Raw genomic sequence first — 23,071 nt, forward strand, 5'->3', positions numbered from 1 at the left:
GGTCGCGCGAAGTTCCGCGAAAATCGACGCAACCGATTTCCCTGCCCGAGCCGTCGTGATCCGCGTGAGCGAGTTCACGGACCGCGGCGACGAGGCGGCCGCGCGGGCGCTCCTCCGCGACGCGGTCGAGCGGGGCGCGGTCGCGGATCCCGACTTCGACCCGGGGTCGGTCCCCATCGACGACGCCGACGTGCTCGCCCGACTCTCGCCGCCGGTCCGTCGCTGGTGGGTCGAGCGCTTCGGCGCGCACGTCGACGAGAACGGCGGTTTCTTCACGCCGCCGCAGCGGGAGGCGATCCCCCACGTCGACGCCGGCCGGAACTGCCTCGTCGCCGCCCCGACAGGCAGCGGGAAGACGCTCGCCTCCTTCCTCGCGGTCCTCGACGACCTCTTCGCGCGCGACCGCGCCGGCGACCTGGAGAACTCGGTGTACTGCCTGTACGTCTCGCCGCTGAAGTCGCTCGCGAACGACATCGAGCGCAACCTCGCGACCCCGCTCGAAGGGATCGGCGAGGCGATCGCCGCGGCGGAAGCCGACGAGAGCGGCGCGGGAGGCGGCGAGGTCGGCGCGGGAGGCGGCGAGAGCGACGCGGCCGCGACCCCCGAGGCGGTCCCGGACGACGCCTACGAACCCGGCGTGCGACAGGCGATCCGCCACGGTGACACCTCGAAGGCGGACCGGCAGGCGATGCTCTCGGAGACGCCGCACGTCCTCAACACCACGCCGGAGACGCTCGCGATCCTGCTCGACTCCCCGAAGTTCAAAGAGAAGCTCCGCACCGTCGAGTACGTGATCGTCGACGAGATCCACTCGCTGGCCGCGAACAAGCGCGGCACCCACCTCTCGGTGTCGCTGGAGCGGCTGACCGAGTTGGCACGGAACGGCGACGCGGAGGGGTCGGACGGGATCACCCGAATTGGCTGCTCCGCGACCGTCGAACCGCTCGACGGGATCGCCTCCTTCCTCGTCGGCCGCGACCGCGTCGCCGGCGAAGTCGGGGACCCCGACGGGTTCGAGACGCGCCCCTGCGAGGTGGTCGACGCGCGGTTCGCCCGCGAGTTCGACCTCGAACTCCGGACGCCGGCGGCCGACCTGATCCACACGCCGCGGTCGGCGGTGACCGACCGCTTCTACGAGTCGCTTCGCGACCTGATCGAGTCCCACGAGAACACGCTCGTGTTCACGAACTCCCGGTCTGGCGCCGAGCGCACTCTCCAGGAGCTCCGGCAGCGGTTCGACTACGACGAGTCGGACTCGGGCTGTCACCACGGGAGCCTCGGAGAGGCCCAGCGCACGCGGGTCGAGGAGGGGCTGAAGACGGGCGACCTCGACGTGGTCACCACCTCGACGAGCCTCGAACTCGGTATCGACATGCCCCACCTCGATCTGGTGGTTCAGGTCGGCTCCCCGAAGTCCGTCGCGGCGCTGCTTCAGCGCGTCGGCCGCGCGGGCCACAGCCCCGGCGAGACGGTCGAGGGGCGGGTGTTCGCCTTGGACCGCGACGAGCTGATCGAGTGCGCCACGCTGCTCGCGCGCGCCGAGGCGGGGTTCGTCGACCGCGTGTTCCCGCCGGAGGGCGCGTACGACGTGGCCGCCCAGCACGTGTACGGGATGGCGATAAACCGGATCCGACCCGACCGCGAGATTCGGGAGGTGTTGCGCCGGGCACACCCGTACCGCGACTTCGACGACGGCGACTACGAGCGGCTGTTCCGGTACCTCACGGGCGACTACGACGGGCTGGAGTCGAAGAACGTCTACCCGAAGGTGTGGCGCGACGCCAACGACCCGCCGGACGGCGAGCATCACCACCCGGAGTTCCCGGTGGGCGAGACGCTCGTCGGGAAGCGCGGCCGGCTCGCGCGGGTCATCTACATGACGAACGTGGGGACGATCCCCGACTCGTTCTCCTGTGACGTGTTCACGCGCGACGACGAGTGGGTCGGCACCTTAGACGAGTCGTACCTCGACACGCTGGAGTCGGGCGACGTGTTCGCCTTGGGCGGCGAGCGGTTCGCGTTCCGCTACCGCCGCGGCTCGAAGGTGTACGTCGACCGCACGAGCGAGCGCCCGACGGTCCCCTCGTGGTTCGCGGAGCGGCTCCCGCTGTCCGCGGACCTCGCCCGCGAGGTGCTGGCGTTCCAGGCCGAACTGCTCGACCGGCTGGCCGGCGACGATCCGAACGCCGGCCCGGCCGCGGCCCGCGCGTGGCTCCGCGAGTTCCCCCTCGACGGGGACGCGGTCCGCGCGCTCGCCCGGATGTACGACGAGCAGGTCCGATACGCCGGACCGGAGGCGGTCTCGACCCCCGACCGCCTCGTCGTCGAGGAGGAGTTAGACCGGAGCGAGTACAAGCGCCGCTTCTACGTCCACTCGATCTACGGCCGCCGGTTCAACGACGGCCTCTCGCGGCTCGTTGCGGCCGAAGTGGCGAACCGGACCGACGCCAACGTCGCCGTCGCCGTCGCGGACCGGGGGTTCTCGCTCGCCCTCCCCCTGAACCGCAAGGTCGACGTGACGGGGATCCTCGCTGATCTCGACTCGGAGACGGTCCGCGAGGACCTCCGCGAGGCCGTCCGGGGGACCGACCTGCTCCAGCGCTACTTCCGGATCGACGCGGGGCGCTCGCTCATGATCCTGAAACGGTACAAGGGGTACGAGAAGTCGGCCGCCGAACAGCAGGTGTCCGCCGAGATGCTGCTGTCGTTCGCGAGCGAGTTAGAGGAGTTCGCCGTGTTAGAGGAGACGTACCGCGAACTCTTAGAGGACCGGCTCGACGTCGAGGGGATCCGCGAGGTCGTCGGGCGAATCTCGACCGGCGACCTGTCGGTGGAACACCGCGTCGTCGACTCGCCCAGCCCGCTCGCGTTCGGGCTGGCGACGCTCGTCGACTCCGACACCGTCATCGCGGACGACGAGTCGGCGGTCCTCCGCGAGTTCCACGCCCGCGTGATGGAGGAGATAGGCGAGGAGCCGCGGGGCGCTGCCGACCCCAGCCCCGAGCCGACGCCGGACCGCCGACCGGACTGAGCCGACGAGTTACGGTCGGAGCGGCTCCGTCGGCAGCGGGTCGGGGAGCCCCTCCAGTATCAGCGTCGTGTAGTACAGGAAGACCGCCAGCGCCGCGAGCGACAGCACCAGCAGGAAAAGCAGGATCAGCCGCTCGTCGCTGCGGACTATCGCGGCGGTGTCCGCGAGGAATCCCGGCCGCGTGCGGCGCTTACCCATCGATCGGTCGTTGCGCGCGCGGCCGTTAAAACCGGGCGAGGAACCGGACCGGTCGGGAGCCGAGCGGGTCGGTGAGAGGGCGGCCCGGTCGGTGAGAAGCGGGGCCGACGGCTCGCTCCGCCGACCTCAGTCGTCGGAGGGCGACGGGCGGGACCGACCGAGCGGCTCGCCGTCGACCGGCTCGTCGGGGTTCGCGTCGACGGCGGCCTCGCTTAACCCGAACTGCGCGTCGACGTCGGCGTCCTCGCGGACGTGGACGGTCCCGCGGTGGACCGCGATGGCGTCCGCGAGGTGGAGCCGCACCGCGTCGAGCAACACCTCGGCTTCGAGGGGCTGCCCGCGGCGCTTGATATCCTCGACGGCGGCGCCCGGCGGCACGTCGAAGGCGCGCTGGGCGATGACCGGGCCTTGGTCGAGGTCGGTCGTGACGTAGTGGGCGGTGACGCCCGCGACCCGGACGCCGGCGTCCTTCGCCTGCCGGTACGCCTCCGCGCCGGGGAACGCCGGGAGCAGCGAGGGGTGGACGTTGACGATCCGGCCCTCGTACCGGAAGACGACCTCGGGCGAGAGGATGCGCATGTAGCGGGCCAACGCGATCAGGTCCACGTCGTACTCGGCCAGCAGGTCGAGGAGGCGGCCCTCGTCGGTGTTGCCGTTCCCGTCGCCCACGTCGTAGAAGGGCTTGTCGTAGCGCTCCGCGAGCGACCGGAGGTCGCCGCGGTTGCCGATGACGACCGGGATCTCCGCCTCCGCGCCGTCGTCGGCCAGTTCGCCGTTCGCCTCCGCCTCCAGCAGCGCCTCGGGCGCGTGCGTCTCCTTGGTGACGAGGAGCGCGACCCGGCGGGCGTCGCGGTCGCTCGGGAACCGCACTTGGATGTCGACGTCCAGCTCGCGGCCGAGTTCGGCCAGCGCGCGGCGGAGTTCGCCGCGCGAGGTCTCCATCTCCGCGGTGTCGACGCGGGTCGTCATCCGGAAGACGCCCTCGCGGACCGCCTGATCTAAGTCCTCGATGTTGATTCCGCGCTCGAACAGCAGGGAGGTGACCCGCGCGATGAGTCCGGTCTTGTCTCCTCCGACGACCGTGATTTCGGTCAGTTCGCGGGTCATGCGACGATCACCTCCGCGGGTTCGAGCGGCTGCATACACCCTCTCCAACGGGCGGAGGGGTTTGCCCCTTTCGTTCCGTGCGGTCCCTGCCTCCCGCACGATCGACCGATACCTATCCACGAACGTGCTTATAAACGGCGTTCCAAAACGGTTTTTACACACGACTCCGCACCAACGGGTATGACCGCGTACACGGCGACGGTGACGGTCCGGCTGAAGCGGGGCGTCCTCGACCCGGAGGCCGAGACGACCCAGCAGGCGCTCGAACGGCTCGGGTTCGAGCTTTCCGACCTCCGGTCGGCGGACCGCTTCGAGGTCGACCTCGACGCCGCCGACGCCGACGAGGCCGCCGACCGCGCCGACGAGATGGCCGAGCGACTGCTCGCGAACCCGACCATCCACGACTACGACGTGGCGGTCGCGGAGCGATGACGGTCGCCGTCGTCGAGGCGACGCCGGTCGTCACCGACGCGACGGACGCCGACACGGCGGTCGCGGCCGCCCACGCGAGGTGGGCGGCGTGACGGTCGCCGTCGTCCAGTTCGGCGGCTCGAACTGCGACCGCGACGCCGTCCGCGCGCTGGACCACCTCGGCGTCGACGCCGAGCGCGTCTGGCACGAGGACGGCCTGCCCGACGACGCCGAGGGGGTCGTACTCCCCGGCGGCTTCTCCTACGGCGATTACCTCCGCGCCGGCGCGATGGCGGCCCGCGCGCCGATCATGGCCGAGGTCCGCGAGGCCGCCGCCGACGGGACCCCCGTCATCGGCGTCTGTAACGGCGCACAGATCGGCTCCGAGTCCGGGCTGACGTCCGGCGCGTTCACCACGAACGCCTCCGCGCGCTTCCAGTGTGAACCCGTCCGCCTACGCGTCGAGCGCGCGGACACGCCCTGGACCGCCGCCTACGACGAGGGCGACGTGATCGAGGTCCCCATCGCGCACGGCGAGGGGCGCTTCGAGATAGGCGAGGACGCCCACGCCGACCTCGTCGACGACGACCGCGTCCTCTTCCGCTACTGCGACGCCGACGGGAACGTCACCGACGCCGCCAACCCGAACGGCTCGACCGACAACGTCGCCGGCGTCCTCGGGGAGCGCGAGACGGTCGCCGTGCTGATGCCCCACCCCGAGCGCGCCACGCTCCCGGACCTCGGTCGCAGCACCGACGGCGCGGGGATCCTCCGGGCGTTCGCCTGAATCGATCTCCGCTTACCGCTCTCGTTCCCCTTCTCCGATCGGTTCCGTCTCGGCGGTCGCCCCTGCGTCGAGTCCGTCGACCCCCTCGCGCTCCAGTTCGCGCTCCAGCGCGCGCTCGAACTCCGCCTCCGAGAGTTCGCCCTCCGCGTACCGACGCTTGAGGCGCTCGACGGGCGTTTCGCCGGGTTCACTCGCCGCCGACTCGTCGTCGGTCTCGCTCGCGAGGACTCCGACTCCGACGACGCCCGCGGCGAGCAGCGCCGCGACGGCGAGCAGCGCGACGAGGGGGAAGACGAACGTCCAGCCTCCCATCCCGCCCGCCATCCCCGAACCGGCCATGCCACCCATCAGCGGCGCGGCGCCGAAGGGTCCGAGAGCAGTCATGTGTGGTAACCACACTTCTACGGATAAATACTCCGCGACCGTTCGCGGGTCGCGGGACCGCGCCGTCGCCCCGGACGTGTCCGGGGGACCGCTCCGCCGGACGATTTTTGCGCCCGGCCGCCGAACCGACGCGAGTGAACGCACGCCACATCGACCACGTCAACCTCCGTATCCCCGAGGACGGCGCCGCAGACGCCCGCGAGTTCTACGGGGAGAAGCTCGGGTTCGGGATCGAGGACGCGCTGTACGCGGCCGACGAGAAGCCGTTCTTCGACGTGCGGCTCTCCGCGACCGCGGTGATCCACCTGTGGCCGACCGACGAGTTCGAGCGGCCGACGGCGACGAACTACGACCACGTCGCGGTCGTCGTCGAGGAGTCGGCCGAGGCCATCGAGTCCGAACTGGAAGCGGCCGGCGTCGAGGTCGAGAAGACGCTCGACTCGCCGCTCGGCGCGACCGGCGAGGCGGGCGCGGTGTACGTGAGGGACCCGTTCGGCTACCGGGTGGAACTGAAGGCGCGGGTGTGAGGCCGGCGACGTGCCGTCGGTCCCGGCGGCAGGTGGTAATCCCCCCGAACCAGTTCGCCCCGCCGAGCAACCCTCGCGCCGACGCGGTCGTTTAAGACCCCCGAGCGACAGGGTCGGGTATGAGCGAACAGCAGCCGAGATCCGACGACGACGAACGGCGTCGTCGCCGGGCGGACACGGACCGATTCGCCGGCGGGAAAGACGAGGAACTGCGGAGCCGCGAGGTGACCGAGGGACCGGACAAGGCGCCGCACCGCGCGATGTTCCGCGCGATGGGGTTCGACGACGAGGACCTCTCCTCGCCCATCATCGGCGTGCCGAACCCCGCGGCCGACATCACCCCGTGTAACGTCCACCTCGACGACGTGGCGGACGCCGCGCTCGACGGCATCGACGCCGCGGGCGGGATGCCCATCGAGTTCGGGACGATCACCATCTCGGACGCCATCTCGATGGGGACCGAGGGGATGAAGGCGAGCCTCATCTCGCGGGAGGTCATCGCGGACTCCGTCGAACTCGTCTCCTTCGGGGAGCGCATGGACGCCCTCGTGACCGTCGCGGGCTGCGACAAGAACCTCCCCGGGATGATGATGGCCGCGATCCGGACGGACCTCCCCAGCGTCTTCCTCTACGGCGGCTCGATAATGCCCGGACAGCACGACGGCCGCGACGTGACGATCGTCCAGGTGTTCGAGGGCGTCGGCACGTACGCGCAGGGCGACATGGACGCCGACGAACTCGACGATCTGGAGCGGCACGCCTGCCCCGGCGCCGGCTCCTGCGGCGGCATGTTCACCGCGAACACGATGGCGTCGCTCTCGGAGGCGCTCGGGCTGGCGCCGCTCGGCTCGGCCTCCCCGCCCGCCGAGGACGAGGAGCGCTACGCGGTCGCGGAGCGCGCGGGCGAGCTGGCGATGGACTGCATCGAGAACGACCGCCGGCCCTCCGACATCCTCACGCGGGAGTCGTTCGAGAACGCGATCGCGGCCCAGACCGCGATGGGCGGCTCGACGAACGCGGTGCTCCACCTGCTCGCGCTCGCGGGCGAGGCGGACGTCGACCTCTCGATCGAGGACTTCGACGAGATATCGCGGCGCACCCCGAAGATCGCGAACCTCCAGCCCGGCGGGAGCCGCGTGATGAACGACCTCCACGAGATCGGCGGCGTGCCGGTCGTGCTTCGGCGCCTGCTGGAGGCCGACCTGCTCCACGGCGACGCGATGACCGTGACGGGCCGGACGCTCGCGGAGGAGATCGCGGAACTGGAGGAGCGGGGCGACCTGCCGGCCGACGACGATATCGAGGCCGACTTCCTCTACACCGTCGACGACCCCAAGGAGGAGGAGGGCGCCATCAAGATCCTCGACGGCAACCTCGCGCCGGACGGCTCGGTGCTGAAGGTGACCGGCGACGACGAGTTCTACCACGAGGGGCCCGCCCGCGTGTTCGAGAACGAGGAGGACGCGATGGAGTACGTCCAGTCGGGCGATATCGAGTCCGGGGACGTGATCGTCATCCGCAACGAGGGGCCCCGGGGCGGGCCCGGGATGCGCGAGATGCTCGGCGTCACCGCCGCCGTCGTGGGCGCGGGCCACGAGGACGACGTGGCGCTGCTCACCGATGGTCGCTTCTCGGGCGGTACCCGCGGCCCGATGATCGGGCACGTCGCGCCCGAGGCCGCCGCGGGCGGCCCGATCGGCCTCCTCGAGGACGGCGACCACGTCACCGTCGACATCCCCGAGCGCGACCTGACGGTCGACCTCTCCGACGAGGAACTCGACCAGCGGCGCGAGGGATGGGAGGCGCCCGAACCGCCCTACGAGGGCGGCATCCTCGCGAAGTACGGCCGCGACTTCGCCTCCGCCGCTGACGGCGCGGTGACGAACCCGCGGCTCACGCGCGACTTATAAACGAGACCTGCGACTGCTTTTCGGATTTATATCTGCGGTGGCGCGTGCCGACGAGCGGCCGCAGGGCGCGAGTCGCACGCGCGAGGGAGTCGGCCGGCCGGAGCGAAGCGGAGGCCGGCCGACGAGGCTGGGGAGGCGTGAGGTGCGGTTGCGGTGCTGTGCGGGGTGGGACTCAAAGGGGCAGCCGCGAGGACAGCGCAGACGACGTAAGCACCGCAGCGAGCAGCGCGAGCGAGGAGCGCAACGAGTGTGCGCCGTCCTCGCGGGTGGGGCTTTGGAGGTGTCTGCTGTCGATCGGCGGCCAGTCAATTATAAATGGTAGACGGGAGCTTTGAAGATAGTCTCCGCGGCGCAGTCGGTCACGTATCAGAGAGGATATCGATAAATCCGAAGTTCCACGTCGTGAGTCACTTCAGCTTCTTTTCGCTCGTCCCGCCGTCGGTCTGTGCGGTGCGGACCGACTCGGCGCGCCAGACGTTGCTGCGGCGGCCGGCGCGCGACAGCTCCATTTTCACGACCGAGCCCACCGGCAGGTCCGCGACGCGCTCGCGGGCGTCCTCGTCGGCGTACTCGACGACGTGGTACGTCTCGTTGCGCGGATGGGCACGTACCGTGGTACATTCGTGATCGTTCTGTGCGGAAATGACGGTGTACGCGTTTGATTGCGACATCTTACCTCGTTATAGCTGGACATCCTACTTCAAATCTCCGTATATTCACTACGGTCGTCACCGAAGTCGTAATACCAATATAAGGTCTTGAAGTTCCGAACCGATCAGGCGGAGTCAGGGGGCGTTGTTCAGCATGAACAGCAACAGCAGTACCCCGAAGCCGACGGAGACGAGCAGGAGCGCGAGGAACGTCAGCCGTATCGCGAGGATGGCGTTCGTCCGCTTCTCGGGGAGGAACTCGGAGACGGCGAGTAGCGCGAGCGTCACGCCGGCGAAGGTCGGGAGCAACCGAAACCCGTCGATCCGCGACACCGATTCGATCGTGAACAGGTTCCACCCGGCGATCGCCAAACCGATCGCGAGCAGCGCGGCGCGCTCGATGAGGGCCGTTCGCTGTGCGACGACGGCGTCTCTGACGCGGCGGAGCCGATCGGAGGGCATGCTGTTTCAAGCCTCACACGGCCAATAAAAAACTGCCGTCGGTGTCGACTCCCCGACCGCGGATCAGTACGCCTATTCCCGACGGCGGCGAAGACCGGCCATGGACCGAGGCGAGGGGCCAGAGGGCGAGCCGACCGATGACGGCGTGACGGACACGGACGGCGTCACGGACGTAGACGCCGGCGGCGTGGCGCTGTTCGTCGACGGCCCGAACGTGTTGCGCGAGGAGTTCGACGTCGACTTAGACGACGTACGCCGGGCGGGCGAGGCCGAGGGACCGCTCGTGACGACCCGCCTGTACCTCGACGAACACGCGACGCCGGGCCTCATTCAGGCCGCGGAGGCGCGCGGCTTCGAGGTCGTGGTCACGAGCGGCGACGTGGACGTGAAGCTCGCGGTTGACGCCGCGCGGTTCGCGGCCGAGGGCCGGATGGACACCCTCGCGATCGCCTCGCGCGACACGGACTTCAAGCCGGTCGTCGAGACCGCGAACGGCTACGGGATCCGAACGCTCGCCATCGCCCCCGGCGAGTTCGGGCGCTCGGACGCGCTCCGGAACGCCGCCAACGGCTCCGTGACGCTCGACGGCGACGAGAGCGAAGCGGCGGAAAGCGATGACGGTGACGCGGAGGCCGAATCGGCCTCGACGCGATAGGGATCGAGTGACGTCGGCGGTGGCTATTTATAAAAGATCGACAACTCGACGGCGAACACCTCCAAAGCCCCAGTCGCGAGGACGGCGCACGCTTGCTGCGCGCTTCAGTCGCTCACTTCGTTCGCTCCCTCCAGTGCTTACGTCGCCTGCGCCGTCCTCGCGACTGCCCCTTTGAGTCCCACCCGCACCGCAACCGCGCCTCATACCTCCCCAACCTCGTCAGTCGCCTCCGCTTCGCTCCGGCGACTGACTCCCTCGCACGCGCTCCTCGCGGCCTGCCGGCCGCTCGGAGGCGCGCGCCGACCGCATCAGCCGTTTAAATAGTCGCTGCCGACAGTCAGACTCACCGCCCTTTGTCCCGCCGAATCCGTCCCACGAGCAGCGCGCCGACGCCCCCCGCGAGTCCCGCGCTGCCGACGAGGACGACCCCGGTCGCGACCCCGCCGTACCGCGCGGCGGCCGCGTCGATCCCCACCCGGATCCAACCGAGGTTCGGCACCGCGAACAGCGCCTTGCCGGCGATCCACTCCTCGGGGACGACCGGCGCGATGCCCGCGCTCTGGTCGTACAGGTCGTTCGCGTCGCCGCGCGTGACGTATCCGTCGTACGGCGCGGGACACGTCGTTAACTCCGCGCAGTCGCCAGAGAGGAGCGTCGGGTCAGCGCGCTCGGTCCAATCCTCGCCCGCGTCGACGGGGAACGCCAAGCGGTGGAACACCGGCCGCTCACCGCCGCCCGGCACGGTGTAGACGACCACGTCGCCGGTCTCACCGAGCCGCGTCGGCGCGTCCGGGTCGGCCGCAGTCGAGAGGTCGCCCCACGGCTCGCGGTCGGTCGCCGTGACGACGACGAGGTCGCCGCGCTCGACGCCGGGCGTCATGCTGCCGCTCTCGACCGCGACGAACGGCGGCCACGTCCCGACGAGCGCGCCGAGCAGGACCGCGGCGAGGAGAATCACGATCGCTGGGGCGACCGCGCCGGTGCGATCGGGACGGGGACTGCTCACGCCCGGTAGGGGGAGCGGCGACCGCTTGAGGCTGTCGGCCGGTTCGTTCCACCGCTCGGGGCGGACTCGTCGCGGCCTCGTCGCAGACGCGCGGACCGCCGATGTCACACAGACACAAGGAGGAAGACCAGGGCTTCAGCTGTGGGAGGAGTCCGACAATCTATTCTACCACCTACAAACGATAGCCCACCGGCTCCTCAACGTCAGCCGTACAATTTATAAACAACATCTCGTACGTGAACTCATAGATGGAGGTCATACGAACCATTCCGGTCAAACTCTCGGTTCCAGACGATCGTGAGGAAGACCTTCATCAGACCATCGAGCAGTTCAACCGCGGCTGTAACTACACCGTCCAGAACGGAAGGAACGACGACGGCTACCTCATCCTCAACAAGTCCACAATACACGACAAAGTGTACCACGACTTGCGAGACGAAACAGACCTCCCCGCGAACCTTTGCGTTCGCGCCTACTCCAAAGCCGTCGAAGCGATGAAGTCCACGGTCGCAGACTGGAAGAAGGGGAACAGCCGGCCACTTCCACGGTTCAACGAGCCGTCAGCCGTCTACGACAAACGGACGCTGACTATCAAGGACAGGTCGGCCACCCTCTCCACTATCTTTCTTCGAGGAGAGAATCCCGCCGTTCACGGCGGGCGTGAATCCGACATCGCCTCCACAACCTACGTTCAGCAACAATACGGATATTTAACTAATAGTGTATCGTAGCATGACGTACACCGAGGCGGTCACACCGCCCACTCAAATGCACAATATCGGGACTCCGAGGCCCAGAACGTTCGAGACACACTCTCGAACCGCTGTGGTGTCTCGGTCAAGATAACTCCGAGTCCCCTGCCGGGATAGGAGTAACGGCGGTGTGGCCCCGCCATCGGCCTGTCATGCCGACAGGCCGTGAACCAGCAAATATCCCAACCCAGCGGTGTAGTGCCGTGGGAAGCCTCGCCGTTTACGGCGAGGAGGAGGTCACCAACGGTCGGGTTGCCGTGGACTACGTTCTCGGAGACTACCAAAAGTCCTACCTCGATGATGACGACTACGAGAAGCGGATGGGAACGCTCCACTACCGCGAAGACGAGGATGCGTTTTACCTCCACGTCGTCATCAAAAAAGAGGTCGAAGAACGAGATGGTGACAAGGTTCTGGGCGTGGATTTGAACCTCAAGAACGTCGCTGTGACCAGCACAGGGTCGTTCTACGATGGTGGCGAACTACTGTGGGGGCAGAACCACCACTTCCGCGTGCGTCGTAGCCTTCAGCACAAAGGCACTCGCTCCGCCAAGCAGGTACTCCGGCGACTGTCGGGGCGAGAAAATCGCTTCGTGCTGAATCGCCTGCACACCATTTCTCGACGTATCGTGGAGGAAGCAGACAGTCACGACTGTTCGTACATCGCCGTCGAACGCTTGACTCACATCCGCGAGCGGATGGACAACCCGAACGACCAAGTGAAGCGCCAGATGCACAACTGGGCGTTCCGCGAACTCCAGGAAATGCTTGCGTATAAGGCCAGTGAGTACGGGATTCGCGTTGAGCAGATACCGCCTGCGTTTACGAGTCAAACTTGCTCGAAGTGTGGGCATCAGTCCAGTACGAACCGCGATAGCAAGACTGGGTGGTTCGAGTGTAACGACTGTGGGTACTCGGTTGACGGCGACTACAACGCCTCAAAAAACATCGGTTTGAAACTTCTAACTTTACCGGAGGGCAAACGTCCCTCTGGGTTGGGCGACGGTCATCTCGCCCTCAAGTCCGGGATGCTGAACGGGAACGGCAATTACACTGCCTACGACATTTCGTCGTCAGACCGGGAGTCCACGGACAAACCCACGACTTCAGTCGTGGGTCGATGACAAAACCTTAGGCTCGTCCCGGAGAGGTGCGGGTATGACCGATCGCCTCCCTCCGCTCCACGACGCCCACGACGCGCGCGGCGCGAAGTTCACCGACTTCGGCGGCTGGCAGATGCCAGTCGAGTTCGACTCGATTCAGACGGAACACGCCGCGGTCCGCGAGTCGGTCGGCGTCTTCGACGTCTCGCACATGGGCGAAATCGAGGTCGCCGGCCCGGACGCGACCGAACTGATGAACCGGCTCACGACGAACGACGTGCGCGCGCTCGACCCCGGCGACTCCCAGTACGCCGCGATCACGAACGAGGAGGGCGTCATGCTCGACGATACGGTCGTCTACCGGCTCCCCGACGGGACCGCGGCCGGCGAGGCGGCCGCGTCGCTCGCCGATCTGGAGGACGCTCACGACGGCGACCTCGACGCGCCGAGCGGCGACCCCGCGTACCTCTTCGTGCCGAACGCCGGCCACGACGAGCAGATGGAGGACCGCTGGACCGCCCACCGCGACGAGTGGGACCTCGACGCGACCGTCGCGAACGCCACCGACGACTGGGCGATGCTCGCGGTCCAGGGCCCCGACGCGGCCGACGCGCTCGACGAGGCCACGCCCCGCGACCGCGTCGTCGACCTCTCGAAGTTCGAGGCGACGTCGGCTGCGGTGGCGGGCACCGAAAGCTGGGTCGCGCGCACCGGCTACACCGGCGAGGACGGCTTCGAGGTTATGTGCCCCGCCGACGCGGCCGAGACCGTCTGGGCGGCGTTCGTCGACGCGCCGCGGGAGGCGCAGCCGTGCGGGCTGGGGGCGCGCGACACGCTCCGCACCGAAATGGGATTCCTGCTGTCCGGACAGGACTTCGACCCCGACGACGAGCCCCGCACCCCCTACGAGGCGCGGATCGGCTTCGTCGTGAAGCTGGACACCGAGTTCGTCGGCCGCGACGCCTTGGAGACCCAGACGGAGCAGGGCGTCGACGAGAAGTTCGTCGGCGTCCGCCTCCGCGAGCGCGGCGTCCCGCGCGGCGGCTACGCGGTCACCGACGGCGACCTCACCCGCGTCGGAAAGCTGACCTCGGGGACGATGAGTCCGACCCTCGACGAGCCGATCGGACTCGGCTACCTCCACGAGACGTACGCCGACGCCGGCACCGAGGTGAGCGTCGTCGTGCGCGGCGACGAGAAGCGCGCCGAGGTCGTCATCCCGCCGTTCCTCGACCGCTGAGCCCCTCGCAGCCCGTTCTCTTGAGGACTACTCCCCGACCGCTTCCTTCCGCTTCTCGACGACCTCGACGTCCGAAACCCGCGTGTCCGGATACCCGCCGTCGGCGTCCTTCTCGGCCGCCTTCACCATGTCCCAGACGGTGTTGAGTCCGGTCGTGACCCCCTCTAAGGCCTCCATCTCGCAGCCCGTCTTCCCGGTGGTCTCGACCGCGACGGTCAGTTCGATCCGGTCGTCGCGGACCGCGAACTCGGTGTCGACGTTCGTGATCGGGATCTGGTGGCACATCGGGATCGTCTCCCAGGTGTGTTTCACGGCCTGAACCGCGCCGATACGGGCGGTCGCGAGCACGTCACCCTTCTCGACCGCGTCGGCCTCGACCGCGGCGACCGTCTCCGGGGTCAGCCGGATCTCGCCGCGGGCGACAGCGCGCCGGCTGCTGTCGGGCTTCGCGCCCACGTCGACCATCTGGACGTCGCCGGCGTCGTCGGTGTGGGTCAGATCGTCCGCGCTCCCGTCGGTTCCGTCCCCGGACCGGGCCGCTTCCTCCTCACTCATCACGCAATGCCTCCGGCAGCCGGTCGGGTAAGTCCGTCGCCACCAGTCCGTTTCCGTTCGCGTCCGCTGCGGCGTCGCCCGCACGCCCGACGACGTACGCGCCGACCGCGGCCGCGCGGAACGGGTCGGTCACGGCCGCCAGCGCGCCGACCGTCCCCGCCAGCACGTCGCCCGTCCCGCCGACGGTCATTCCCGGGTTGCCGGTGCGGTTCAGTCGGGCGTCGTCGCCGTCGGATATCGCGTCGACCGCGCCCTTCACGAGCAGCGTGTGGCCGAGGTCGGCCGCGAACTCGCGGACGAGTTCGGCTCGCGCGTCGGGGTCGTCGGCCGTCTCGCCGCCCATGTCGACGAGTTCGCCCTGATGCGGCGTACAGATCAGGTCGGCGTCGGTGTCGACCTCGGGGACGACCCGGAGCGCGTCGGCGTCGACGACCGCGCGCCCCGCGTAACCCGTCAGGAACTCCCGGACGAACTCGCGGGTCCCGTCGCCGTCTCCGAGTCCGGGACCCAGCACGACGACGTCGCTGCCGGCCGCGAGCGACGCGACGCGCTCGGCGTGCGACGGACCGACGCGGTCGCCGGGGAGCGCGCGGACGATGAGGTTCGCGGAGAACCCCTGGACCTCGCTCGCGACTGACTCGGGGCAGGCCACGCGCACGAGGTCGGCGCCGGCGCGGAGCGCGGCGAGCGCGGACAGCGTCGGCGCCCCCGCGTACGGGCCGCCGCCGACCACCAGCACCTCGCCGTTGTCGCCCTTATGAGAGTCCGGGTCGCGGTCGAGTCCGAGGAGGTCGCCGGGACCGGTGAACCGCTCCGCGGCCGCCGGGATCCCGATGTCAGCGACCGTGACCTCGGCGTCAAGCGCGGCCAGTCCGGGCTTCTCGTCGTGGAACGTCACCACGCGGTCGGCGTCGACGGCGACCGCGTCCTCGCCGGCGGCGACCCCTCCCGAATCGCCCGTCTGCTCGCCGGTATCGGCGTCGATCCCGGAGGGCACGTCGACCGCGATCACCGTCGCGTCGCTCGCGTTGATCGCCGCGGCCGCGGTCCGCTCCGGCTCGCGGAGGCCGCCAGAGATACCGGAGCCGAGCATCGCGTCGACGATCACGTCCGGGTCGTCGCCGTCGGGACCGACGAGGTCGACGCCGGCGGAGTCGGTGACGGTCTCGGCCGGTAGCTCGGCGCGTTCGAGCGCCGCCCAGTTCTCTCGAGCGATGTCGGTCCGGATCGCGTCGGGGCGGCCGAGCAGGTGAACCGCGGCGTCGTACTCCTTCAGGAACCGCGCCGCGACGAGGGCGTCGCCGCCGTTGTCCCCGCGGCCGCAGACGAGCGAGACGGTCGCGCCCGGCTCCGCCGCCGCGCGCACCTCGCGGGCGACCGCGTTGCCCGACGACTCCATCAACTGTTTTTTCGGCACGCCGAGCGCGGCCGCGTTGGCGTCGACGGCCGCCATGCGGTCGGTCGTGATCATGCCCGGCGGTTCGGGCGCACGGGGATTAAGCGGGCGGGGTCCGAGAGCGGCGACGCCGGTCGGTCGGCGCCGGCGCGTCCGTCTCGGCGCCGATGTCGCCCGCCTCGGCGCCAGCGCGTCCGCCTCCGCGCGGCCGCGCTTCGGGAAATGAAAATGTTGAAGCGGTCAGATAGTGAACTCCGCAGATAACCGTGGTATCGGCACTACTCGTCGGCCCGGCCGCCTCGCTGTCGCCCTCGGCGGCCGGTGTTCCCGGCGCGTTCCCTCCACTCCGGGTTCGCCGCGAGGACCGCGGGCGACCCCGACCGTTCGACCGCCAGACGCCACCATGAACATCGGCTTCTTCACCGACAGCTACTTCCCCGGCATCGACGGCGTCACCTACACCATTCAGGCGTGGCGCGACCGGCTCGAAGCCCGGGGCCACGACGTGTACGTCGTCTACCCGGAGAGCAGCCACGAGCCGGACGACCACGAGATACCCGTCCCGTCGCTGCCGAACCCCTTCTACCGGCAGTACCGCTTCCCGACCTACCGCCGCCTGTCGACGCTGCCCGACCTCGACGTCGTCCACTGTCACGGCCCGGCGTCGACCGGGCTGATGGGGCTCCGCTACGCGAAGCGCTACGGCGCGCGGTCGGTGTACACCCACCACACGCCCGTCGAGGACTACTTCGTTCAGGGGCTCAAGTCCGAGCGGCTCGCCGCCCTCGCCGGGCGGGCGTACGTCGCCTACGAGAACCGCTTTTTGAGCGCGTTCGACTGCGTCACCGCCTCGACTTCGCGGATCCGCCGCGACGTGGAGTCGGTCCGGCTCCCCGTCGGCATCGAGATGGACCGCTTCCGCCCCCGCGAGAACGCCCGCGTCGACGCGCTCGCGACCGACGGCGGCCCGACGGCGGCCGACGCGCCCGTGGTCGGCTACAGCGGTCGGATGACCCACAAGAAGAACGTCGACGAGACCCTCCGGCTCGCGGAGCGGCTGCCCGAGGTGCGGTTCGAACTCGTCGGTGAGGGGCCAGTCCGGGCGGACTTGGAGGCGGACGCGCCCCCGAACGTCCGGTTCCACGACTTCCTGCCGCGGGAGGACCTCCCCGACTTCTACGGCGCTATCGACGTCTTCGTCACGGCCTCGACCTGCGACACGCTGGGCCTCTCGACGCTGGAGGCGAACGCCTGCGGCACCCCGGTAGCGGCCGCGGACGTGGCGCCGTTCGACGAGACGATCGGTCCCGAGAACGGCGCGCGGTTCGCGCTGGGCGACCTCGACGACATGGAGCGCGCGGTCCGCGACTGCCTCGACGGCGACAGAGACACCCGCGCCGCGGTCGAGCGGTTCTCCGTCTCCGAGACGATAGACGAACTCGAGTCCATCTACGGGGTGACCGCGTAGATGGGCGCGGACAACGTCGACGCCTTCCAGCGCCTCGTCTTCTCCGTGCCGCGGCTCCGCGTTCAGGCGGCCGCGCTCGTCGTCCTCAGCGGGGTCTACGGCGTCCTGTCGTTCGCCGGGTTCTCCCTCTTCACGCCGTTCTCGCCGGACCCGTCCCGGATCGTTCCCGTGGCGGTCCTCATCTTCCTCGTCCCGTTCCTCGTCGCCGCCGAACTGTTCCCGCGCGTCCTCGACGGCTACCCCCGGTCGTGGAGCTACTTCCTCGCGCTCACCTCGCAGCTCGTCCTGTTCGTGTACGCGTTAGTCCTCTCGGGCGCGGACAACGTCGGGAACGCCTGGAGCACCATCTGGCTCAGCTTCATCACGCTGTACCTGGTCAACATCTTAGTGCTCGTCGTCTCGACGGGCATCGACCGCTCCGACCGGATCCTCCTCGCGTCGCTGACGGAGCCGGGGCTGCTCATCGCGGCCTTCTACGCGCTGGGCGGCAGCGAGTTCGGCTTCTCGACGTACCGGCACGTGTTCGCGTTCGCGTCGCTGCTCATCGCGGCCGGCTTCCTCGTGTTGATCCTCCTCGTGGTCGACTACCTGATCAAGAGCAACACCGACGTCTCGGCGTTCGCGCTCACCTCCGGGCTCCTCCGGAACGACCGCGAGTCGCTCGATCTGGGCGTCGAGGCGCGCCCGTCGGTGGAGACGTTCGCCGTCGACAACGGGGACCGGCTCACCGTCGCGGCCCCGTGGGTCCACCCCGGTCCCCTCGGCGGGTTCGGGGGCGGCCAGCTGAGCGGGAACCTGATCGACGCGCTGAACGGCGGCCGGGGAGACGACGAGGGCGACGGGACGGCGGCCGACGGCGGCGTCGAGGCCGGCGCCGCGGGCGACGCCGGGTTCTTCTTCCACGTCCCGTGCACGCACAAGGAGGACCTCTCGAACCCGGCCGACGCGGAGCGGATCCTCGGCGCGGTCGCGGAGCCGGAGCGAACAGGGCGCGCCTCCCGGCTCGTCACGGAATCGTACGGCGAGCGGGAGGGGTACGCGGACGTCCGGTTCCACGGCCGCCGGGTCGGTGACAAGGAGGTGATCGTCCTCCACGGTGAGGGTATCGACGACTACGACACCGGCGTGTTCATGCGCGACGTCGACCACGACGAGGTGCTGCTGATAGACCAGCACAGACACGACATCCAGAACGGGCCCGACGTGGAGATCCAGTACGGCTCCGCCGAGGCCGACCGCCTGAAGCGCGCGTTCGACGACTTCCGCGAGCGGCTCGCCCGGGCCGAACTGACCGACGACTACGCCGCCGGGTTCGCGGTGACGCGCACGGGACAGGACGCGCTGGCGATGGTCGAGTCCGTCGACGGACAGGAGGTCCTCTGGGTCGGCGTCGACACGAACGGACTCACCCCGGACGTGCGGGCGACCGCCGACGCGTACCACGACGAGTTCGACGCCGTGATCCCCTTCTCGACGGACACCCACGCGTCGATCCACGAACTGGCGAACATGCGCGAGTCCGACGTCGGCGCCATCGAGCGCGCGGTCGACCGCGCCGTCGACGACGTCGCGCCCGCGACCGTCGGGCTCGCGAGCCGTCGGACGGAGCCGGTGAAGCTCCTGAAAAACGACTACAACGGGCTGGTGTTCAGCGTCAACATCCTCATCCGGCTGACGATCATCTCGCTGGTGACGCTGTACGCGCTGCTCGTGTTGTGGCTGTTCTTCTGAGGGGTCGCCGGCGCCCCGTGCGACCGCGGAGCGGCGGTGGTCGCCCGAACGCTTTTGTCTTCTCTCCGTGAGCGCGAGGCGCGTCCTCGAACGCCCTCCTCCTCGGCACCGGTCGAACCACCGTCCGCGCGCTCGGTGCGGTCGCGGCCGCGTTCGTCGTCGCCTCACTCCTGATAGCCCTCCCGTGGGAGCCGATTCGGACCGCCGGTCGATACCCGATCTGGGCCGGCCTCGTCGCGGTCGCGCTCGGCGCGGCGGGGTACGCCGGCCGACACCGCGGCGGTCTCCTCGCCGGCTGGGGCGCGGTGTTCCTCGCGGGCTGTTGGATCTACGCCGTCCCGCCGCTCGCGGCGCTCGTCCGCGGCGACGCGGTCGGGGAGGGTGGGTACACGGTCCCGCGGCCGTCGATAGTCGCTCTGGGGCCCCGCGCCGAACTGCTGACCGGACTCCGAATCGGGCCGGTCGTCGCCCTCGCGCTGGCGCTCACGCTCGGGAGCGCGGCGTTCGCGCTCGGCGCGGCGCTGCGCCGACGCGGTGAGCGCGCGGAGCCCGCGTGAGACGCCGCGTCACTCCAGCACGCGCACGCCCAGCGCGGAGGTCGAGGCGCCGCCGATCACCATCGGGATCCAGTAGACGGCGACGCGGAACACGATGACCGCGGCGGTGATCGCGGACGCTGCCACGCCGGTCGTGGGCACGAGCAGGCCGACCAAGGCGGCCTCGATGCCGCCGAGGCCGCCGGGGAGCGGCGTCGCGCCCGCGACGTACGACAGCGGGACGACGAAGACGGGGATCAGCGGCGAGATGGGGTGGCCGACCGCGGCGAACGCGGCCGTGAGCGCGGCCGCCTGAAAGAGCCAGCCGACCAAAGAGAGCGCGACGATCCCGAGGAGCCGGCGCCGGTCGGTGCCGACGCGCTCGATGTCCGCGAAGAAGTTCCCCAGCCGGTCCGCGAGTCCGGCCTCGATCGTGTCGGCGTCGAACCTGTCGAACCGGCCGAGGAACGGGCCGACGGCGCTCGGAACGCGGTCGACGACCGCCACGCGGTAGCGCCAGACGAGCGCGATCGCCGTGACGATCGCGGCGATCAGCGCGACGGCGCTCGCGACGGCGAACCCGACGCGCTCCCCGACCGCGGTGGTGGCCGCGTACGAGCCCACGCCGAGGAATACGAGCGAGACCGAGGGGACGACGTTGAGCACGTCGACGCTCGCGATGCCGACGAGCCCGGTCTCGTACCGCGCCTCGCCCACCTTCGAGATGAGCGCCGCGGCGACCGGCTCCCCGCCGGCCTGTCCGAACGGGGTGACGTTGTTCGCGAACGCCGCGCCGCTGTAGACTAAGAAGGCGGTCCGGACCGTCATCTCGACGTCGAGTGCGCCCAACACGGCGCGCAGCATGAGGCTCCACGCGACGAGCCAGCAGAGGCCGAGGCCGGCGGTCGCGGCGACGAGCGCCGGGTCCGCGGCGGCGAGCGCGTCGACCACGCGATCGACCCCGACGACGACGAAGAGCAGCGCGAGGAGGGCGACGGCGCCGCCGGCCCCTAAGATCAGCGCGCGTCGTTGTGGGCCTTCCATAGACGAGGTGACGCCGTAGCGAACTTGAAACGTCTGCTTCGCGCCCGCCGGTCGGGTCCCGGCGGGACCGGCGGAGCCGGACCGGTCTCGGCCTCTCGATGCGACCGAATGGGAATACATACGTACCGCCGGGCCGACGAGCCACCCAATGGAAGATCAGCGGTTCCTCGAGTCGGAGTGGGATTACTGTCTGGTGCTCGACGCGTGCCGGTACGACGTGTTCGCGGACGTGTACGACGAGTACCTCGACGGGACGCTCGAGAAGCGGCGCAGCGTCGGCTCGTCGACGCCGGAGTGGGCCTACCGCACGTTCACCGGCGACCACGACATCGCCTACTTCTCCGGGAACCCGTTCATCAACGACCTCGGGATCCCGCTGAACGAGCTGAAGTGGGGCGCCAGCTGTGACTACGAGTGGACGGCCTCCGAGCACATCAGCGACATCCACGACGTCTGGAAGACCGACTGGGACGACGACCTCGGGACCGTCCCGCCGGAGGGGCTCGCGGACGCGTTCCACCGCAATCGGGACGCCGTCGAGCGCGCCGACCGCACCGTCCTCCACTACATGCAGCCGCACGCGCCGTACCTCTCGCGCGGGAAGGGCCAGAAGCTCAAACAGATCCAGAAGGGGATCAGAGAGCAGGGAGAGGAGGAAGCGGGCGACGGCGCGAGCGACGACGACGGCGGGCTGCTCTCCTCGCTCAGCGACACGGTCCGCCCGAAGATCGAGAGCCGGCTGGACGACAGCGAGTTCGCCCAGAAGGCCGGCCTGTGGCTCGAACTCGACCCGAAGGACCTCGTGACGGACGGCACCCGGGTCACCGCGCTGTCGATGTACGAGGAGAACCTCCGGATCGCCTTAGAGAGCGTCTCGGAGCTGGTCGAGGAGCTCGACGGCGACGTGGTCGTCACCGCCGACCACGGCGAGGCGTTCGGGGAGGAGGGCGTCTGGGAACACCACATCGAGACGTACATCCCGCCGCTGATGGAGGTCCCGTGGCTGGAAGTCGAGTGACCGGTCGACTTCGCGGACAGCGCCGGTGGTCCGGATGAAGGTCAGCCACTACTTCGAGTTCGAGGAGCACGTCACCGGCGGCATCGCCGCCTCCGTCGGCCACCAGCGAAAGATGTTCGACCGGGCCGGGATCGAGTACACGACGGAGCCGACGCTCGACGCCGACGTGCTCCATTGTAACCTGATGGGACCGCGCTCGGTCTGGCACGCCCGCCGCGCCCGGAAGGCGGGGGTTCCGGTCGTCGCGCACACCCACGTCACCGCCGAGGACTTCGGGGACAGCTTCCGGTTCACGAACGCCCTCGCGCGACCGCTCAAGCCGTACCTCCGGCGCGCCTACGGGCTGGCGGACCGACTCATCTGTCCCTCCGAGTACAACCGCGACCTGATTCGGGGATACGCGGACGTCCCGACGACGGTCGTCTCGAACGGCGTCGACCGCGAGAAGCTGGCCGGGTTCGAGCCGCTGGAAGACGAGTACCGCGAGCGCTACGACCTCGACCCGCCGACGGTGTTCCTCGTCGGTCACGTGATCAAGCGGAAGGGGTTAGAGACGTTCGTCGAGACGGCCCACCGCATGCCCGATATCGACTTCGTCTGGTTCGGCCCCATCGACCGGTCGCTGAAGGGCCGCGAGACGACGCGGCTGATCGATGAGGCGCCTGCGAACTGTACGTTCACCGGGTTCGTCGACGACATCCGCGGCGCGTACGCCGCCGGCGACATATTCTGTTTCCCGACCCACGAGGAGAACGAGGGGATCGCGCTCTTGGAGGCGATGGCGGCCGGGAAACCGGTGGTGGTCCGCGACATCGAGACGTTCTCGTGGCTGGAGGACGGCGAGGACTGCCTGAAAGTGAGCGACGAGCGAGGGTCGGGCGGCTCGGAGAGGGGCGACGACCGCGCCCGCGGCGACAACGTGCCGGAGTTCGTCGAGGCCATCGACGGGCTCCGCGACGCCGAGCGGCGGGCGGAACTCGGCGCGAACGCCGCCGAACGCAGCGAGGCGTTCTCGCTCGACGCGATCGCCGATCGGTACCGGTCGCTGTACGCGGATCTCGTTTAGGAGCGGCCGAGGTGCCGCCTCTCGGTGTCTCCCG

22 protein-coding genes and 1 pseudogene are annotated in these 23,071 nt (G+C 69.5%); 14 read left to right on the top strand and 9 right to left on the bottom strand.

The window, feature by feature from the left end:
• Positions 1-55: 55 nt before the first annotated feature.
• Positions 56-3,031: an ATP-dependent helicase gene (locus tag KI388_RS05365; RefSeq protein WP_215088334.1), complete on the top strand. Its 2,976-nt coding sequence runs from the start codon at positions 56-58 to the stop codon at positions 3,029-3,031.
• A 9-nt stretch (positions 3,032-3,040) separates the two neighbouring features.
• Here KI388_RS05365 and KI388_RS05370 read toward each other — a convergent pair whose 3' ends face one another.
• Both KI388_RS05370 and KI388_RS05375 read right to left on the bottom strand, forming a co-directional pair.
• Complete coding sequence (locus tag KI388_RS05370; RefSeq protein WP_215088335.1) at positions 3,041-3,229, bottom strand: hypothetical protein; 189 nt, start codon at positions 3,227-3,229, stop codon at positions 3,041-3,043.
• Positions 3,230-3,355: 126 nt separating this feature from the next.
• On the bottom strand, positions 3,356-4,336 hold the full coding sequence (locus KI388_RS05375) for a formyltransferase family protein (RefSeq protein WP_215088336.1): 981 nt from the start codon (positions 4,334-4,336) through the stop codon (positions 3,356-3,358).
• A 180-nt stretch (positions 4,337-4,516) separates the two neighbouring features.
• On the opposite strand from KI388_RS05375, the gene purS reads away from it, so the two are divergent.
• Both purS and purQ read left to right on the top strand, forming a co-directional pair.
• The gene (purS, locus tag KI388_RS05380; RefSeq protein WP_004595793.1) at positions 4,517-4,768 is read left to right on the top strand and encodes a phosphoribosylformylglycinamidine synthase subunit PurS; all 252 of its coding nucleotides are present in this window, start codon (positions 4,517-4,519) and stop codon (positions 4,766-4,768) included.
• Positions 4,769-4,856: 88 nt separating this feature from the next.
• On the top strand, positions 4,857-5,534 hold the full coding sequence (gene purQ, locus KI388_RS05385; RefSeq protein WP_215088337.1) for a phosphoribosylformylglycinamidine synthase I: 678 nt from the start codon (positions 4,857-4,859) through the stop codon (positions 5,532-5,534).
• Positions 5,535-5,546: 12 nt separating this feature from the next.
• Here purQ and KI388_RS05390 read toward each other — a convergent pair whose 3' ends face one another.
• Positions 5,547-5,918: an SHOCT domain-containing protein gene (locus tag KI388_RS05390; protein ID WP_251133218.1), complete on the bottom strand. Its 372-nt coding sequence runs from the start codon at positions 5,916-5,918 to the stop codon at positions 5,547-5,549.
• 134 nt (positions 5,919-6,052) lie between these two features.
• Between KI388_RS05390 and KI388_RS05395 the strand changes: the two genes are divergently transcribed.
• Both KI388_RS05395 and ilvD read left to right on the top strand, forming a co-directional pair.
• Positions 6,053-6,445 carry a VOC family protein gene (locus KI388_RS05395; RefSeq protein ID WP_215088338.1) on the top strand — a complete coding sequence of 131 codons (393 nt, stop codon included), beginning with the start codon at positions 6,053-6,055 and terminating at the stop codon, positions 6,443-6,445.
• Between the two features lie 119 nt (positions 6,446-6,564).
• On the top strand, positions 6,565-8,355 hold the full coding sequence (ilvD, locus tag KI388_RS05400) for a dihydroxy-acid dehydratase (RefSeq protein ID WP_215088339.1): 1,791 nt from the start codon (positions 6,565-6,567) through the stop codon (positions 8,353-8,355).
• A gap of 407 nt (positions 8,356-8,762) precedes the next feature.
• Here the strand turns inward: ilvD and KI388_RS05405 are convergent, their stop codons facing one another.
• Positions 8,763-9,026 (bottom strand): hypothetical protein, encoded by a 264-nt coding sequence (locus KI388_RS05405; protein WP_215088340.1) that lies wholly within the window; start codon positions 9,024-9,026, stop codon positions 8,763-8,765.
• A 114-nt stretch (positions 9,027-9,140) separates the two neighbouring features.
• Positions 9,141-9,467, bottom strand: coding sequence for a hypothetical protein (locus KI388_RS05410; RefSeq protein WP_215088341.1), 327 nt, complete (start codon positions 9,465-9,467; stop codon positions 9,141-9,143).
• A gap of 100 nt (positions 9,468-9,567) precedes the next feature.
• Between KI388_RS05410 and KI388_RS05415 the strand changes: the two genes are divergently transcribed.
• Entirely contained in the window at positions 9,568-10,122 is a 555-nt protein-coding gene (locus KI388_RS05415) for an NYN domain-containing protein (RefSeq protein ID WP_215088342.1), read from the top strand.
• A gap of 343 nt (positions 10,123-10,465) precedes the next feature.
• Here KI388_RS05415 and KI388_RS05420 read toward each other — a convergent pair whose 3' ends face one another.
• Positions 10,466-11,128: a S26 family signal peptidase gene (locus KI388_RS05420; RefSeq protein ID WP_215088343.1), complete on the bottom strand. Its 663-nt coding sequence runs from the start codon at positions 11,126-11,128 to the stop codon at positions 10,466-10,468.
• A gap of 248 nt (positions 11,129-11,376) precedes the next feature.
• Here KI388_RS05420 and KI388_RS05425 point away from each other — a divergent pair, with 248 nt between their 5' ends.
• The 3 genes from KI388_RS05425 (at position 11,377) to KI388_RS05435 (ending at position 14,223) form a co-directional block, all read left to right on the top strand.
• The gene (locus tag KI388_RS05425; protein WP_215088344.1) at positions 11,377-11,859 is read left to right on the top strand and encodes a hypothetical protein; all 483 of its coding nucleotides are present in this window, start codon (positions 11,377-11,379) and stop codon (positions 11,857-11,859) included.
• 224 nt (positions 11,860-12,083) lie between these two features.
• Positions 12,084-13,004 carry a transposase gene (locus KI388_RS05430; RefSeq protein WP_251133219.1) on the top strand — a complete coding sequence of 307 codons (921 nt, stop codon included), beginning with the start codon at positions 12,084-12,086 and terminating at the stop codon, positions 13,002-13,004.
• A gap of 34 nt (positions 13,005-13,038) precedes the next feature.
• Positions 13,039-14,223, top strand: coding sequence for a glycine cleavage system aminomethyltransferase GcvT (locus KI388_RS05435; RefSeq protein ID WP_215088345.1), 1,185 nt, complete (start codon positions 13,039-13,041; stop codon positions 14,221-14,223).
• A 27-nt stretch (positions 14,224-14,250) separates the two neighbouring features.
• On the opposite strand, the gene moaC is transcribed toward KI388_RS05435, so the two are convergent.
• Both moaC and KI388_RS05445 read right to left on the bottom strand, forming a co-directional pair.
• Positions 14,251-14,778, bottom strand: a complete 528-nt coding sequence (gene moaC / locus KI388_RS05440) for a cyclic pyranopterin monophosphate synthase MoaC (protein ID WP_215088346.1) — start codon at positions 14,776-14,778, stop codon at positions 14,251-14,253.
• On the bottom strand, positions 14,771-16,249 hold the full coding sequence (locus KI388_RS05445) for an NAD(P)H-hydrate dehydratase (protein ID WP_215088347.1): 1,479 nt from the start codon (positions 16,247-16,249) through the stop codon (positions 14,771-14,773). The genes moaC and KI388_RS05445 overlap by 8 nt, the downstream gene beginning before the upstream one ends.
• Before the next feature lie 328 nt (positions 16,250-16,577).
• On the opposite strand from KI388_RS05445, the gene KI388_RS05450 reads away from it, so the two are divergent.
• The 3 genes and pseudogenes from KI388_RS05450 to KI388_RS15570 form a co-directional block, all read left to right on the top strand.
• Positions 16,578-17,642 carry a glycosyltransferase gene (locus KI388_RS05450; protein ID WP_215088348.1) on the top strand — a complete coding sequence of 355 codons (1,065 nt, stop codon included), beginning with the start codon at positions 16,578-16,580 and terminating at the stop codon, positions 17,640-17,642.
• On the top strand, positions 17,643-19,373 hold the full coding sequence (locus tag KI388_RS05455; RefSeq protein ID WP_215088349.1) for a DUF2070 family protein: 1,731 nt from the start codon (positions 17,643-17,645) through the stop codon (positions 19,371-19,373).
• 86 nt (positions 19,374-19,459) lie between these two features.
• Positions 19,460-19,930: pseudogene (locus tag KI388_RS15570) on the top strand (hypothetical protein); the annotation flags it as partial.
• Between the two features lie 9 nt (positions 19,931-19,939).
• Here KI388_RS15570 and KI388_RS05465 read toward each other — a convergent pair.
• The gene (locus KI388_RS05465; RefSeq protein WP_215088350.1) at positions 19,940-20,953 is read right to left on the bottom strand and encodes a lysylphosphatidylglycerol synthase transmembrane domain-containing protein; all 1,014 of its coding nucleotides are present in this window, start codon (positions 20,951-20,953) and stop codon (positions 19,940-19,942) included.
• A 148-nt stretch (positions 20,954-21,101) separates the two neighbouring features.
• On the opposite strand from KI388_RS05465, the gene KI388_RS05470 reads away from it, so the two are divergent.
• Together KI388_RS05470 and KI388_RS05475 are read left to right on the top strand one after the other, a co-directional pair.
• Positions 21,102-21,971, top strand: coding sequence for a hypothetical protein (locus tag KI388_RS05470; RefSeq protein WP_215088351.1), 870 nt, complete (start codon positions 21,102-21,104; stop codon positions 21,969-21,971).
• A 34-nt stretch (positions 21,972-22,005) separates the two neighbouring features.
• Positions 22,006-23,037, top strand: a complete 1,032-nt coding sequence (locus KI388_RS05475) for a glycosyltransferase family 4 protein (RefSeq protein WP_215088352.1) — start codon at positions 22,006-22,008, stop codon at positions 23,035-23,037.
• Positions 23,038-23,071: the final 34 nt, after the last annotated feature.

Source organism: Halorubrum sp. 2020YC2 (assembly GCF_018623055.1).
In the GTDB taxonomy this organism is placed as follows: Archaea; Halobacteriota; Halobacteria; order Halobacteriales; family Haloferacaceae; genus Halorubrum.

Excerpts from the sequence above, each read along its gene's own strand:
- KI388_RS05405 (WP_215088340.1), bottom strand. The coding sequence starts at position 9,026 with ATGTCGCAATCAAACGCGTACACCGTCATTTCCGCACAGAACGATCAC.
- KI388_RS05445 (WP_215088347.1), bottom strand. The coding sequence starts at position 16,249 with ATGATCACGACCGACCGCATGGCGGCCGTCGACGCCAACGCGGCCGCG.
- moaC (WP_215088346.1), bottom strand. The coding sequence starts at position 14,778 with ATGAGTGAGGAGGAAGCGGCCCGGTCCGGGGACGGAACCGACGGGAGC.
- KI388_RS05465 (WP_215088350.1), bottom strand. The coding sequence starts at position 20,953 with ATGGAAGGCCCACAACGACGCGCGCTGATCTTAGGGGCCGGCGGCGCC.
- KI388_RS05390 (WP_251133218.1), bottom strand. The coding sequence starts at position 5,918 with ATGACTGCTCTCGGACCCTTCGGCGCCGCGCCGCTGATGGGTGGCATG.
- KI388_RS05470 (WP_215088351.1), top strand. The coding sequence starts at position 21,102 with ATGGAAGATCAGCGGTTCCTCGAGTCGGAGTGGGATTACTGTCTGGTG.
- ilvD (WP_215088339.1), top strand. The coding sequence starts at position 6,565 with ATGAGCGAACAGCAGCCGAGATCCGACGACGACGAACGGCGTCGTCGC.
- KI388_RS05425 (WP_215088344.1), top strand. The coding sequence starts at position 11,377 with ATGGAGGTCATACGAACCATTCCGGTCAAACTCTCGGTTCCAGACGAT.
- KI388_RS05370 (WP_215088335.1), bottom strand. The coding sequence starts at position 3,229 with ATGGGTAAGCGCCGCACGCGGCCGGGATTCCTCGCGGACACCGCCGCG.
- KI388_RS05475 (WP_215088352.1), top strand. The coding sequence starts at position 22,006 with ATGAAGGTCAGCCACTACTTCGAGTTCGAGGAGCACGTCACCGGCGGC.
- KI388_RS05415 (WP_215088342.1), top strand. The coding sequence starts at position 9,568 with ATGGACCGAGGCGAGGGGCCAGAGGGCGAGCCGACCGATGACGGCGTG.
- KI388_RS05435 (WP_215088345.1), top strand. The coding sequence starts at position 13,039 with ATGACCGATCGCCTCCCTCCGCTCCACGACGCCCACGACGCGCGCGGC.
- KI388_RS05410 (WP_215088341.1), bottom strand. The coding sequence starts at position 9,467 with ATGCCCTCCGATCGGCTCCGCCGCGTCAGAGACGCCGTCGTCGCACAG.
- KI388_RS05455 (WP_215088349.1), top strand. The coding sequence starts at position 17,643 with ATGGGCGCGGACAACGTCGACGCCTTCCAGCGCCTCGTCTTCTCCGTG.
- KI388_RS05450 (WP_215088348.1), top strand. The coding sequence starts at position 16,578 with ATGAACATCGGCTTCTTCACCGACAGCTACTTCCCCGGCATCGACGGC.
- purS (WP_004595793.1), top strand. The coding sequence starts at position 4,517 with ATGACCGCGTACACGGCGACGGTGACGGTCCGGCTGAAGCGGGGCGTC.
- KI388_RS05375 (WP_215088336.1), bottom strand. The coding sequence starts at position 4,336 with ATGACCCGCGAACTGACCGAAATCACGGTCGTCGGAGGAGACAAGACC.